This is a genomic window from Syntrophaceticus schinkii (assembly GCF_000946815.1).
Taxonomy (GTDB): Bacteria; Bacillota; DSM-12270; order Thermacetogeniales; family Thermacetogeniaceae; genus Syntrophaceticus; species Syntrophaceticus schinkii.
The window spans coordinates 1-13025 of record NZ_CDRZ01000233.1; the positions used below are offsets into that span (position 1 = coordinate 1).

General features: G+C 50.2%; 10 protein-coding genes, 3 tRNA genes and 1 pseudogene. 13 read left to right on the forward strand and 1 reads right to left on the reverse strand.

The annotated features are described in order from the left end of the window. Window positions 1–86: 86 nt before the first annotated feature. A complete protein-coding gene (locus SSCH_RS18295) occupies window positions 87–260 on the reverse strand; it encodes a hypothetical protein (RefSeq protein ID WP_156972205.1) in 174 nt (57 codons plus the stop codon). A gap of 375 nt (window positions 261–635) precedes the next feature. Between SSCH_RS18295 and SSCH_RS17580 the strand changes: the two genes are divergently transcribed. The 13 genes and pseudogenes from SSCH_RS17580 (at window position 636) to ndk (ending at window position 13008) form a co-directional block, all read left to right on the forward strand. Beyond that, window positions 636–2579 carry a 4Fe-4S dicluster domain-containing protein gene (locus SSCH_RS17580; protein WP_232294315.1) on the forward strand — a complete coding sequence of 648 codons (1944 nt, stop codon included), beginning with the start codon at window positions 636–638 and terminating at the stop codon, window positions 2577–2579. Between the two features lie 13 nt (window positions 2580–2592). Next, entirely contained in the window at window positions 2593–3357 is a 765-nt protein-coding gene (locus tag SSCH_RS08740; RefSeq protein WP_044665132.1) for an NADH-quinone oxidoreductase subunit B family protein, read from the forward strand. Further along, on the forward strand, window positions 3354–4667 hold the full coding sequence (locus SSCH_RS08745) for a Ni/Fe hydrogenase subunit alpha (protein ID WP_044665133.1): 1314 nt from the start codon (window positions 3354–3356) through the stop codon (window positions 4665–4667). Before SSCH_RS08740 ends, SSCH_RS08745 begins: the two co-directional genes overlap by 4 nt. Beyond that, window positions 4668–5135, forward strand: coding sequence for a hydrogenase maturation protease (locus SSCH_RS08750; protein WP_044665134.1), 468 nt, complete (start codon window positions 4668–4670; stop codon window positions 5133–5135). A 330-nt stretch (window positions 5136–5465) separates the two neighbouring features. After that, on the forward strand, window positions 5466–5798 hold the full coding sequence (locus tag SSCH_RS08755; protein WP_198142318.1) for a hydrogenase maturation nickel metallochaperone HypA/HybF: 333 nt from the start codon (window positions 5466–5468) through the stop codon (window positions 5796–5798). Window positions 5799–5803: 5 nt separating this feature from the next. Beyond that, window positions 5804–6460, forward strand: a complete 657-nt coding sequence (hypB, locus tag SSCH_RS08760; protein ID WP_044665136.1) for a hydrogenase nickel incorporation protein HypB — start codon at window positions 5804–5806, stop codon at window positions 6458–6460. 253 nt (window positions 6461–6713) lie between these two features. Further along, window positions 6714–6789 (forward strand) — tRNA-Met (locus SSCH_RS08765). A 9-nt stretch (window positions 6790–6798) separates the two neighbouring features. Continuing rightward, window positions 6799–6875: transfer RNA gene (locus tag SSCH_RS08770), tRNA-Met, on the forward strand. A gap of 3 nt (window positions 6876–6878) precedes the next feature. Further along, window positions 6879–6954, forward strand: a tRNA-Glu gene (locus SSCH_RS08775). A 287-nt stretch (window positions 6955–7241) separates the two neighbouring features. Continuing rightward, on the forward strand, window positions 7242–8846 hold the full coding sequence (locus SSCH_RS08780) for a SpoIIE family protein phosphatase (RefSeq protein ID WP_044665137.1): 1605 nt from the start codon (window positions 7242–7244) through the stop codon (window positions 8844–8846). A gap of 6 nt (window positions 8847–8852) precedes the next feature. Beyond that, a complete protein-coding gene (gene tilS / locus SSCH_RS08785; RefSeq protein WP_044665138.1) occupies window positions 8853–10298 on the forward strand; it encodes a tRNA lysidine(34) synthetase TilS in 1446 nt (481 codons plus the stop codon). Window positions 10299–10375: 77 nt separating this feature from the next. Continuing rightward, a pseudogene (gene ftsH, locus SSCH_RS08790) lies at window positions 10376–12125 on the forward strand (ATP-dependent zinc metalloprotease FtsH). Window positions 12126–12594: 469 nt separating this feature from the next. Next, entirely contained in the window at window positions 12595–13008 is a 414-nt protein-coding gene (gene ndk, locus SSCH_RS08800; protein ID WP_269746158.1) for a nucleoside-diphosphate kinase, read from the forward strand. Window positions 13009–13025: the final 17 nt, after the last annotated feature.

A 13025-nucleotide genomic window follows, 5' to 3' on the forward strand; every position in this document is an offset into this window, starting at 1 on the left:
TTAATTTGTAATTTTAATGTTTCGTTTATTTAAATTATTAAACAAACTTGTTTTTTTTTAATTTTGTAAATTAACTGTGAATTAAATCAATCAATTACCGGCTTCTCTGAGTTCATTACATATAGGGCTAACCTTTCCCAAAGAACAACAGTGGCCATCCAAGAGTAGTCCTCCCAAGAGAAGTCCTCGTCGATGCCTTTTGCAGTAATGCCATAGATCTTACACCGGTGATCAGCCAGTTTGTTGCATAGTAAAAACATTCGAAATCCTCGAGGAAATCTTTCTCAGCAGAATACTAGATTCAGCCAGCTTTGAGAAAATCTTGTCGGAAGGTGACAGAGAGCCGTCCACCTGTCTCATCGCAGAGTGAGACGCGAGTGAGACGCGAGAACCGTCCCCCTGTCTCAGCAAGGTGACAGAGATGACAGAGAGCCGTCCTCTGTCACCCACTGTCACCTTTTCAGCTAGAGGTTTTCCTGCCAAATAAGAACAATATATTTGTTCGAGGGCAGGATTTTTGTTATTAATGTAGAAGTAATACTGATACTATGGATTGTATTAATATCAATAACTTACACAAAGGGGGTTGAAAGAGGGGGGAATTATTTATTAGAGAGAGATAAAAAACATGTTTCTTGAAGCTCGAAAAATGGAATATTTGTGGGAGGTGTACTAAGCCAGTGGAAGCGTTTATGCTGCCGAAAGTGGACTTAGGCAACTTCGTGGCCGACTTAAAAAAAGACAGAGAAGTCTTAGGGCCAGTTGCCAAGGTTGACGAGTTCGTTTTCGCGCCTATTGACGATGTGGGTGCATTGTGTCTTGATTACGATACTACTATTCTCCCACCGGCGAAAAAGTTTATCCACATGCCGGGGGAAGTTCTCTTCGAGTTTGAAAGTGCTGTCCATGGAAAAGATCAAGCCCTGGATGAACAGCGTGTCCTCTTTGGCGTACATGCCTGTGACCTGAACGGGTTGTTAAGCCTGGATAAGGTTTTTCTGGAAACATATCCGGATCCATACTACAAATCTCGCCGTGAAAATACTCTGATTATTGCCCTTAACTGTGTTTCACCATGCAAAAATGGATTTTGTGCTTCATTCAATACAGGTCCTGAAGCTGACATGGGATTTGACCTCTGTCTGACCGACATTGGGGATCAATTTGTTGTGGAGGTTGGCAGTGACAAAGGCAAGGAACTGGTGTCAGGTCTCACCCCGGCTACAAATGAGGACTTCGTTGCCAGGAACCGCGCTCTTCGTGCTGCCCAGCAGAAGATTACCAGGCGCATTGATGCTGATAACCTGGGTGTTCTGCTCCACCAGAACTTTGATCACCCGGTGTGGCAGGAGGTCAAGGATGAGTGCCTGGCCTGCGGTTCCTGCACCAGTGTTTGCCCGACCTGTTACTGTTTTGGGGTGGAGGACTATGTGGACCTGACACTGGAAAAGGGCGGCCGGCATAGATTCTGGGATTCCTGCATGTTCTATGAATTCTCCCGAGTGGCCCAGGACCATGTCTTTGTGCCGGACAGAGAGGCGCGAGTCAAGCAGAGAATGTATCATAAGCTCACCTATTACCAGCAGCAGTTTGAAGCGCCGGGCTGTGTTGGCTGCGGCCGCTGTGTGAGTACCTGTGTTAAGAAGATCGACCCAGTGGATATCGTGGCCAGGATTCAGGCTGATCCCAACCCCGAACAAGATACCAGGCTATATACACCGCCGGAAAGGAAGGTAACCCCGGAGGTCAACCCCTGGGAGCCTCAGAAGGCGGTAATTAAATCGGTCAAAGAGCAGACACCTGATACACGCACCTATACCTTCTCTTTTGTTGATCCCGAGGTACAGGAAGCCTATACCTATGATCCAGGTGTCTTCAATATGATCAATATTTTTGGGATCGGGGAATCTGCCATTTCTATCAGCTCTTCCGCTGATCTCAAGGGTGCCTTTCAGCACACTGTCCGTGCGGTGGGCAATGTGACCAACGCCCTGGCAGAGCTCAAAGAGGGGGATGTGGTGGGTATCCGCGGTCCCTTTGGTTTTGGTTGGCCCGTCGAGGAAGCAAAAGGGAAGGATGTGCTCCTGGTTGCAGGAGGAATCGGACTTGCCCCACTGCGCCCGGTGATCAAGCATATCCAGGCACACCGCGACCAGTACGGAAAATTCGAGATCCTGTACGGATCCAGAACACCGGATGGCATGCTCTTCACCGATGAGTATGATGAATGGCGCAGGATACCTGATACCGGTCTCTACCTGACCGTTGATATGGTTCCTCCAGGAGTTGAATGGGGGCACAACATCGGTGTTGTGACCACATTATTTAATAACATTAATGTCAACAAAGAAAACACCATCGTTGTTACCTGTGGCCCAGATATCATGATGAAGTTTGTGGTGCTCGACCTCTTGAAGCGCGGCTGGAGTCCGGAGCAGATTTATGTTTCTCTGGAGCGGCGCATGAGCTGCGGGATCAAGAAATGCGGTAACTGCCAGATGGGTCCGGTCTTTGTCTGCCAGGATGGTCCTGTATTCAGATATGCTGATATCAAGGACCTTCCCGGTGGGGTCTTTTAAGGAGGTGTGCTAGGTGACGAAACCAACAGTTGCATTTTTCAAGTTCAGTTCATGTGCCGGTTGCCAGCTTAGTGTTCTTAACCTGGAGCCTGTTTTGTTGGACATCGTTGGGGCAATAGATATTCGTTATTTTGTAATGGCCAAGCGGGAAAACTTTGAGGGGCCTTATGATATAGGGTTTGTTGAAGGTGCTGTAACCTCGCCGCGAGAGCTTTTGGAACTCAAGAAAATCCGTGAAGAGTGCAGTATTTTGGTGGCACAGGGTTCCTGCGCTTGTCATGGCGGACTGCCCTCGATCAAGAACTATTGCGGCATGACGCAAAAGGAGATGGAGGAGAAAGTCTACAGCGAGCTGTGGGACCTGAAGTCCATCCCTGCACAGGGCATTGATTACTATGTCAAGGTAGATGCTTACCTGCGCGGCTGCCCTATGAACCTGGGAGAATTCGTTACCCTGGTCAAAAGCGCTCTCAAGGGTATTAACCCGCTGTTCCGGTATCACAGTATTTGCAATGAATGCAAGCTGAAAGAGAACAACTGCTTGCTATTACAGGGTATTCCCTGTATGGGACCTGTTACAGCTGCCGGCTGTGGGGCAGAGTGTCCCAGCCTTGGACGAGGCTGTGAGGGTTGCCGTGGGCCTGCCAGCGACTGCAATGCCGCCTCTCTGGCCAGGACCTTTGCTGATATGGGTCTTTCCAAGGACGATGTGGTGCGGAAGTTCCGCAAATACGCGGGGAACACACCCGAGTTTAGCAAAGGAGCTGAGGCATTATGAGTGATAGAAGAGTATTTGTTGACTATATAGCCCGGACTGAGGGCGATGGTGCCATTGACATCATCATTGGCCCCAACGGTGAGATCAAAAAGGCCCGCTGGGAAGTATGGGAACCCCCAAGGTTCTTTGAGTCCTTCATGATCGGCCGCAAATATGATGAGATTCCTGAGATCGTTCAGCGGATCTGCGGCATCTGCCCTCATGCTCACCATCTGGCAGCTGTAAGAGCTGTTGAAGCGGCTATGGGTGTCAAGGTTAGTTTGCAGACGAAAATGCTTAGGGAACTGCTGCACTATGGAGATTGGATGCAGAGTCATACCCTGCATGTTTACTGCCTGGCAGTTCCGGATTACCTTGGCTATGAGAGCGTTCTGGCTATGGCAGGGAGTGAGGAACTGCTTCCGGTTGTTAAGCAGGCCCTCGCTTTGAAGCGTCTGGCAAATGATATGAGTGTAGTGATTCAGGGCAATGAGATCCAGAACAGAACATCTGTTGTGGGCGGCTTTACCTCTGTCCCCTCAGCTGTGGATCTCAAGAAACTGCAGGAGCGGCTGAAGAAAGCAAAGGATTTTGCGCTGGCTTCAGTACGGCTGGCTGCCAAGGTTGCCGCCCAGGATCCGTATCCTGAGCTCGTTCGGAAGTGTGAGTATGTGGCTCTCCGCGATGAAGGCAAATATGCCATCAACGAGGGACGGCTTGTTTCCACAGAGGGCCTGGATGTGCCTGATTGGGAGTATCCTGAATGGCTGCTGGAGAAGCATGTGCCGGGCTGTAACTGTCTGCATGCAGTAGTCAAAGGGCGGGATTCATTCTTTGTAGGGCCACTTGCCCGGGTCAACAACAACTTTGAACGCCTTTCGAAAGATGCCCAAGAAATAGCCAGAGAAGTTGGATTTAGTGCCCCAAGCTTCAATCCGTTCCATAGCATTATTGCCAGGACTCTGGAGATCGTCAATGCCATCGACACATCGATTGCCTTGATCGATGAGCTTGGCGAGCCCAAGTATGAGAAGCCCAAATACGAGATCAAAGCAGGCGAAGGCTATGCCATCACTGAGGCCGCTCGCGGCATCTGCTGCCATGGCGGCAAGATCGACAAGGACGGTGTCTGCCAGGCCTGGGATATTGTAGCACCGACATCAAGAAACGTCTACAATTTAGAGAAGGACTTCGAATACTTTGTACCAAAGCTGCTCAATCTATCTGATGAAGAACTGACTTTGAAGTGCGAGATGATGATCCGGAACTACGACCCGTGTCAGTCCTGTGCCACGCACTCCATCAAGGTCAATCTGCGCCGGGAGGGTTAAATGGAACCTGAGCTTCTGATTATCTGCTGCGGCAATCGCTACTCATCTGATGATGCGGTAGGGCTGCATGTGGCATGGAAATTAAAAGAGATGAAGCTCCCCGAAGGGGTTCAACTGATTGAGGCCGGGACACCCGGCCTCAATTTGCTTGATCTCTGGGAGGGAGTTCAGCAGGTGATCATTGTTGATGCGGTGATCAGCGGATCAGACCCGGGAATCATCCATCTTTTCGATGGGGCATCCCTGCCGCCCCGGGGTTTTCTTCCCCTGTGCCTGCACGGCTTTAATGTGATTGATGCCATTGAACTGGCCAGAAAAATGGATAGGCTTCCTGCTAGACTGCGGATATTAGGCATCGAGATACTCACAGAAGAGGCCTACTACGAGGGCCTCTCCGAGCGAGTAGCCGCAGCTGTAGAACCCGCCTGTGAACGCGTCTTGGAAGAAGCAGCAAAAATGAGAGGGTGACAGGAGGTGACAGGGTGACAGGGGGACGGGGGTCGCGTCACCTCGGTCAATGCGGGGTCAGGCTTAACAGCCAAAGTGACCGTCCCCCTGGCAGGTCCTGGTGGGGGATGGTCCCTCTGGCAGACCAGCCACCAGTCCCAGCCAAAAGAACCGTCCCCGGTGGGTCACAGAGGGTGAAAAACAGACCAGCCAAAGTGACCGTCCCCGTGGCTGGCGCCGTCCCCCTGATATCCTGGTTGCCAAAATGGGGGAATTGGCTTAAAATGAAGGCATTGGGCGTTGATATTCACTGATCTTCAAATTAGAAAATGGTGGGGGCTTATGCATGAATTGTCGCTGATGATAGGAGTAGTGGATCAGCTGCGAAAAAGCGCAGCTGAGCATAATATCAACAAGATCACCAAAGTGATGCTCGTTGTAGGTGATATGACGATGGCGGTTCCTGATGCCCTGCAGTTTGCTTTTGAGTCTTTTCAAGATGAGGAGCTATTTCGCGATGCGGTTTTGGAGATCAAGAAGGAGCCTGTGCGTGGGGAGTGCAAGGACTGTCACCACAACTTTGATATTAAGGATTTCGTTTTTCTCTGCCCATCCTGTAACAGTCCTCATGTGCGAGTGGCCTCAGGGAGACAGCTGTATATCGATTATTATGAAGGAGATTGAAAAAAATGGTTAAGGTGCGGATGGCAGCACCCGTGCTGCAGCAAAATGATGAAGTCGCCAAAGAAAACAGGGGGATTTTCCGTGATAAAGGGTTGTTTGTGCTCAATTTAATGAGCTCTCCTGGTTCAGGGAAGACAAGCATCCTGGAGCGAACCATTGAAAGGCTTGCCGGGCGGCTGAAGCTGGGTGTCATTGAGGGGGATATCTACACCACCAGAGATGCGGAGCGCATTGAAAAGTTTGGGATACCGGTTGTTCAGATCAATACTGCCGGCTCCTGTCACCTGGATGCGAGGATGGTTGGCCCAGCCCTGGAAGACTTCGATCTGGATGCATTGGACATTTTAATCGTGGAGAATGTGGGGAATTTGGTCTGTCCCGCTGAATTTGACCTGGGAGAGGATGCCCGAGCGGCAGTGTTGAGCATTACTGAGGGCAATGACAAGCCTGTGAAGTACCCTTTGGTTTTTCGGGAATCTGAGGTGGTGCTGATCAACAAGATCGACCTTCTACCCTATACCGACTGTGATATCGACCTTTTAGAAGGCGATTTGAAGAAGATCAACCCCGAACTGGAGCTTTTCCGGGTATCAGTACGGCTTGACCAGGGATTTGAGCCCTGGATCGACTGGTTGGAGAAACAGGTTAACTTAAAAAAATAGGGTTCCTATAGGGACAAGGTTTGCTTTATTGTTTTATTCAGGCCAGTAAGTGTCAGGAATTCATGTGTCTTATGCCCACGCAACGCAACAGGACAATTTATTTTTCCGACCTCTAATACAGCAGACTTGCTTTATTGATTTAAAGAGACACCAAATATATTCTATCTAAAAACCATGATCTTCTAACAAAACTCACTAACAAAACTCACCTCTTGACAGAAGAAGCATGATCATGCATAATGGTATCTGGCGATGCGGGGTGGAGCAGTGGTTGGCTCGTCGGGCTCATAACCCGAAGGTCGCTGGTTCGAATCCAGCCCCCGCTACCAAAATTTCAGGGCGGTGTAGCTCAGTTGGTCAGAGCATGCGGTTCATACCCGCAGAGTCGCTGGTTCGAATCCAGCCGCCGCTACCATGTGGCCCGTTAGTCAAGTGGTTTAAGACACCGGCCTTTCACGCCGGTAACAGGGGTTCGAATCCCCTACGGGTCACCAGAAGAATTCCCCACCAGTCATATGGTGGGGTATTTGCTTTTTATTTGTCGATCGACCCCCTGCTTGAAAACACCATATTTTTCACCATTAGTGGTTTATAATGGAATTAAACATGGGGTAAAATGGTGTTCAGGTAAAAGCAGAGGCGGAAGTCAGGGATGTTGTGGAAGGCGGTTCCTGGACACAACAGGAACCGGTGTACCCATGCCGCCCAGGCGCACCGATAATAGCGCTGCGACATGAGGCCGCCTCTGGCATCAGACCTCTATTTTCAGGGGGTGTCGACAATGGCTGTGGTTTTAAACAAACTGCGGCAGTACGCCGCAGATGTACGGGCACAGCAAATTAATCCGGGGTGGTATATCAGCTCATTTGTGCTGGGACTGGCTGCCGGCCGGGGGATGCTGGGAGGGCTCGCTCCCTTTGCCGCTCCCACAGCTGCCATGGGTGCTGTTTTTTTCCAGGGGAGGGCATCCCTGCCGATCATGGCCGGGATGATCATCGGCCTTGCTACCAGGCCTTCTATGTATGCAGGATTAAAACCCTATGGGGATTATTTATTGGTAGCAGCTATTTTTATAATTGCAAGACACTATAAAAAATATTTAGTGGATTCCTGGTTCCTGGCCGCTCTTCTGGCCGGAGGGGTTAACTTTATTGCCAAATACATCTGTCTGGTGGCTGCCGGGGCACATGCGGGGTTTTTGCCCGGGCTGTTCAGTGAATCAGCACTGGTCGCGGTGTTTACCATCCCTTTTCATTATATATTTAGTGACTATAAGAGACAGAAGGGGCTCTTTTCTGCCCTGGTGCTTGTATTGGTCTACTACGGGTTGGGGGATTTCAGGCTCGGCCCCACAAATGTTCGGGAAGTATTGGGAAGAAGTGTTCTTCTGGTTGTAGCCGGGAGTTGGGGAGCAGGCTGGGGTGCGGCAGCGGGTGTTATCCTGGGGATCTTTTCCGGAAGTATTGTGACGGCTTTATCGAGGACAGGCTTTTTCGCAGCAACAGGTTTTTGTTCGGGAATCCTGAAAGGCTGCGGCCCACCCGGGGTAATTCTGGGCTTTTTCTTATCGAGCCTGCTCTTTTCCGCCAGTTACGGACAGCCAGGTGACCTCATGGGACACCTCTGGGCAAGCCTGATAGCAATAGGTGTCTATCTGGTATCCCGGCGGTTTCTCCCGTTTTTGCCCAGCCGAGAGAAAAAAGTTTCCTATAGAATGCTGCTCAAAGCGGAGGTGGGGATTGCCCAGAGAGCTAAGCCCCTCGAAACTTTGTGCGGGGACAGCTTCGGCATCTCTCACCTGGAACCGCGCCGTCTGTTGTTGACTGTGAGTGATGGCATGGGATCCGGGATCAATGCTGCGCGGGAAAGCAGGATTGTAGTTAAATTAATCGAACAGTTATTGGGAAGCGGTGTTCAGCCGGAGGCTGCCGCTGGAATTGTAAATACCGCCCTTTACCTGCGGGGTGGTGAAGAGAGTGCCGCTACCATTGATACCGCGGTGGCTGATCTTGACATGGGTTCCCTGGAATTTTTAAAGGTAGGGGCACCTCCCAGCTTTCTCAAAAGGGGGGAGGTTGTCGAGTTGATCAGGTCGGTCTGCTGGCCGGCGGGTATCCTGGATGAGGTGGATCCAATGGTTCTGGCAAGGGAGATCGTGCCTGGCGATATTCTGGTTATGGCATCAGACGGAATTACTGAGGCAAACCAGATCAGTGATGTCCTTGATGACTGGTTGTATAACTACCTGCGGGATCTACCTGTGGATGATGCCCAGGTTATTGCTGATTTGATTTTAAAGCATGCCTTGAAGACAGCGGGTTTCGAGAACAGAGATGATATGACAGTCATGGTTGTGCTTTTCGGCCGCGAAGAGGAACTGGAGTGAAGGTTAATGCCTGCTTTCAGAGAAAAGGTGGAAGACCTGATCAGAAAAGAGAAGCTGATCCGTCCCGGGATGCGGGTTGTTGTCGGGGTATCCGGAGGAGCGGATTCGGTTGCCCTTTTATCTGTTTTAAAGGAGCTCGCTCCATCCTTTTCCCTGGATATCTATGCGGCACACCTCAACCACCTTCTACGGGAGGAGGCAGTGGAAGATGCCGCATTTGTGCAGGAGTTTGCCCGCTCTTTGCACATACCGGTTGCTGTAGGCTATGCACGGGTAGCCTACCTGGCGTGTGAGCATCAGATGAGCATCGAGGAGGCGGGGAGGTGGGCAAGATACCGGTTTTTAAGATATGCCGCCCGCAGATTCGGTGCCCAGCGGATTGCAGTGGGACACCATTTAGGAGATCAGGTGGAAACAGTTATTTTTAATTTCCTGCGTGGTGCAGGGCCTGCGGGAATAGCGGGGATCCCGGTACAAAATCGCGGGGTTGTCCGCCCGCTGCTCGGTGTTACCAGGGAAGAGATCGAGGATTACTGCCGTTTTCGCGGTTTGACCTGGTGTACAGATGTTACCAACCTGGCAACAGATTACCGGCGCAACCGCATTCGGGTGGAACTGCTGCCCTATTTGCGGCAGTACTTCAATCCTCAGGTCGACCGTGCTATAACACAGCTGGCTGACATTATTTCACAAGAAAATGCATTCTTTGATGTCCTGGCAGCTGTTCTATTAGATGAATTAGCAGAGGAAGGAATGCACGGACAATTTAATGTATCACTCGGCAAATTCTTATCTTTTCCCCTTGCGCTTCAGCGCCGCTTGCTGCGCAAGGTGATCAGGAGAAAGGGGGAAGGGCTCAAGGACATTGGCTACCAGAACTATAATGACTGCCTGTCTTTTCTGGAAGAGTCGCGGCCCGGGGGTGAGCTACACCTGCCCCATGGTTTGAGATTAGTCAAGGGCAGCAGGTATTTTACTGTACTGAAAACCAGCCCTAAACGCAGTACCTGGAAAGAGGTTTACCGCATACTGGAAGTGCCGGGAGAAACAATGATCCCTGAGCTGGGTGTTTCTATCAGTGCGAAAATCAGGCCATACAGGGATTTTCCTGACCAATCTTTTTATTTTTTACCGGAAAACTACCAGGTATGCTTTGATTATGATAAAATAAACTTGCCGTTGTTTGTAAGGACGCGCCGCGATGGTGACAGAATACGACCCTTTGGCCTGGAAGGGACGAAAAAGCTCAAAAAACTATTTAATGATCTAAAGATTTCCTCCCATCAACGGGACTGTGTTCCCCTGGTGGTTTCTGATGATGAGATCCACTGGGTAGTGGGGTATAGAAGGGGGGCAGCGGCACCGGTGACAGCAAAGACAAAACAGGTTCTCTTATTGCAGGCACACTGTAAAAAGCAAAACAGAAAACGATCAATAGATACGGAAACTTAGAAAGGAGGATAAGAGTGAAGGATAATCAGCTGTTAAAGAATATTTCGATCTATCTTATCCTGCTGGTCGTCATTGCCATGGGATTGAAAATGACTATGCCCCAAGAGACCAAACCCGCAGAATGGACTTATTCTAATTTTATGGAATATGTGGCTGATGGAAAGATTGATAAAGTAACCTTGCAGTCGGTAAATGATGAAAATTATCAAATTGAAGGCGAGACAAAAAAGGGAGAAAAGTTTACCCTGTTTGCTCCGGCTTCAGATCAGGGTCTCCATAACATATTAAAGGAAAAGAATGTGACCGTGGATTACAAACCAAGTGAGGGACCACCCTGGTGGGCGGGTCTGCTTTCCACCCTCCTGCCGGTACTGTTGATTGCAGGCTTCCTTTTTTTTTATGCTTCAGCAAACCCAGGGAAGCGGCAACCGTGTCATGCAGTTCGGCAAAAACAGGGCAAAAATGCTGGACCCGGAGAAGCAGAAGGTTACTTTCAAAGATGTAGCAGGGGTGGATGAGGCCAAGGAGGAATTGGGTGAGGTTGTGGAATTCCTCAAGGAGCCCAAATGCTATATTGATATCGGCGCCAAGATCCCCAAGGGGGTACTCCTTTATGGGCCGCCTGGCACAGGGAAAACCTTGCTGGCAAAAGCTGTTGCAGGAGAGGCAGGAGTGCCTTTCTTCAGCATCAGCGGCTCAGATTTTGTGGAGATGTTTGTGGGAGTAGGCGCTTCCCGGGTACGGGATCTCTTTGAACAGGCCAAAAAGAACTCCCCCTGTATCGTTTTTGTGGATGAGATCGATGCCGTAGGAAGGCACCGCGGTGCCGGACTCGGCGGCGGCCATGATGAGCGGGAGCAGACACTGAACCAGCTGCTGGTGGAGATGGATGGCTTTGATGCCAATGAGGGGATCATCATCCTGGCTGCCACCAACCGCCCGGATATCCTGGATCCTGCACTTTTGCGGCCTGGGCGTTTCGACCGCCAGGTGGTAGTGGACAGCCCGGATCTGGATGGGCGCAAAGAGATTATCAAGGTGCATGCCAGAGGGAAGAAGCTGGAGGATGATATTGACCTTGATGTGCTGGCTCGCCGTACGCCGGGCTTTACCGGTGCGGACCTGGCCAATATGGTCAATGAGGGTGCACTTCTTGCTGCCCGGCGGGGAAAGAAGAAGATCGGAATGAAGGAACTGGAGGACGCGATAGAGCGGGTGATAGCAGGTCCGGAGAAAAAATCTCGGGTGATGAGCGATAAAGAAAAGAGACTGGTGGCCTACCATGAGGCAGGGCATGCTGTTGTAGGAAGCCTGCTTCCCAATACAGACCCCGTGCATAAGATCTCTATTATCCCCAGAGGACGGGCAGGGGGGTATACCCTGATGCTGCCCACTGAGGACCGTCACTACCTGACGAGATCTCACCTCCTGGACGAGATCACAACACTCCTGGGAGGGCGTGTCTCTGAGGATATAGTTCTCAAGGATATCAGCACCGGTGCCCAAAATGACTTAGAGCGGGCAACAACATTGGTACGCAAAATGATCACAGAGTACGGGATGTCCGAAGAACTGGGGCCCCTAACCTTTGGAAGGCCGCAGGAGCAGATCTTTTTGGGTCGGGATATCTCCCGGGACCGGAACTACAGTGAAGAGGTCGCCTTTTCCATCGATAAAGAGGCGCGGCGGATCGTTGAGCAATGCTACCAGAAGGCAAAGCAGATACTGGAGGATAACATTCACAAGTTACACCTTGTTGCTACAACCTTGATGGAACAAGAAACCATCGAGGCCGACGAATTTGAAGCACTCATGCAGGGAGCATAATGCTCCCTGTTTTTTTCTGGGCAATTCCAGGGCATTCCCGGGGCCATGCTTGCTTAATTGTTTTTAGCAAAGTGCCATACAGAGTGGTTTGCCGTTATTCCTTTGTTACTGTTAGGTGCAAGGCAAAAGGCACCTGTACCTGTAAAAAAGCTATCTTTTTTCTGGCTTCTGACCCCCGGCTTCTATTCCCACTTCCAACATCCCACTTCCCACATCTCATCAGCCAGGCTTGCTTAATTGCTTTATTCGGAAGATTGGAAGGGGCAGAGGCGGGTTTTAAATCAATTTTCAAGTAACATGACGATTTCTTTTCCTAACAACTAACAACTAACAACCAACAACCAACAACCAACAACCAACAACCAACAACCAACGACTAACGACTAACAACTAACAACTAACGACTAACGACTAACAACTAACGACTAACGACTAACGACTAACAACTATTATCGGAGGCATACTACATATGAAAGGAGAAAAAACAGTGGAGCGTACCTTTGTTATGGTCAAGCCTGACGGTGTTCAGCGGGGGTTTGTCGGAGATATTATCAAAAGATTTGAGCAAAAAGGCCTGAAGATAGTGGGACTGAAGATGCTCCAAATTTCACAGGAGCTGGCGTCCAAACACTATGGTGAACACCAGGGCAAACCCTTTTTTGAAGGCCTTATTAAGTACATTACATCTTCACCTGTGGTAGCCATGGTGCTGGAGGGAAAGGACTGCATCAGTTTGGCGCGAGGGATGATGGGAGCGACTGACCCCAAAAAGGCCGCCCCTGGAACCATCAGGGAGACCTTTGGGATCGATATCGGAAGAAATGTGATCCACGGCTCTGATTCCGCGGCAAGTGCTGCCAGGGAGATCCTCCCTTCTTTTTGACGATCAGGAACTTATGT

Coding starts and splice junctions, on each gene's coding strand:
- SSCH_RS18295 (WP_156972205.1), bottom strand. CDS start 260: ATGTTTTTACTATGCAACAAACTGGCTGATCACCGGTGTAAGATCTAT.
- SSCH_RS08745 (WP_044665133.1), top strand. CDS start 3,354: ATGAGTGATAGAAGAGTATTTGTTGACTATATAGCCCGGACTGAGGGC.
- SSCH_RS08750 (WP_044665134.1), top strand. CDS start 4,668: ATGGAACCTGAGCTTCTGATTATCTGCTGCGGCAATCGCTACTCATCT.
- hypB (WP_044665136.1), top strand. CDS start 5,804: ATGGTTAAGGTGCGGATGGCAGCACCCGTGCTGCAGCAAAATGATGAA.
- SSCH_RS08780 (WP_044665137.1), top strand. CDS start 7,242: ATGGCTGTGGTTTTAAACAAACTGCGGCAGTACGCCGCAGATGTACGG.
- tilS (WP_044665138.1), top strand. CDS start 8,853: ATGCCTGCTTTCAGAGAAAAGGTGGAAGACCTGATCAGAAAAGAGAAG.
- ndk (WP_269746158.1), top strand. CDS start 12,595: ATGAAAGGAGAAAAAACAGTGGAGCGTACCTTTGTTATGGTCAAGCCT.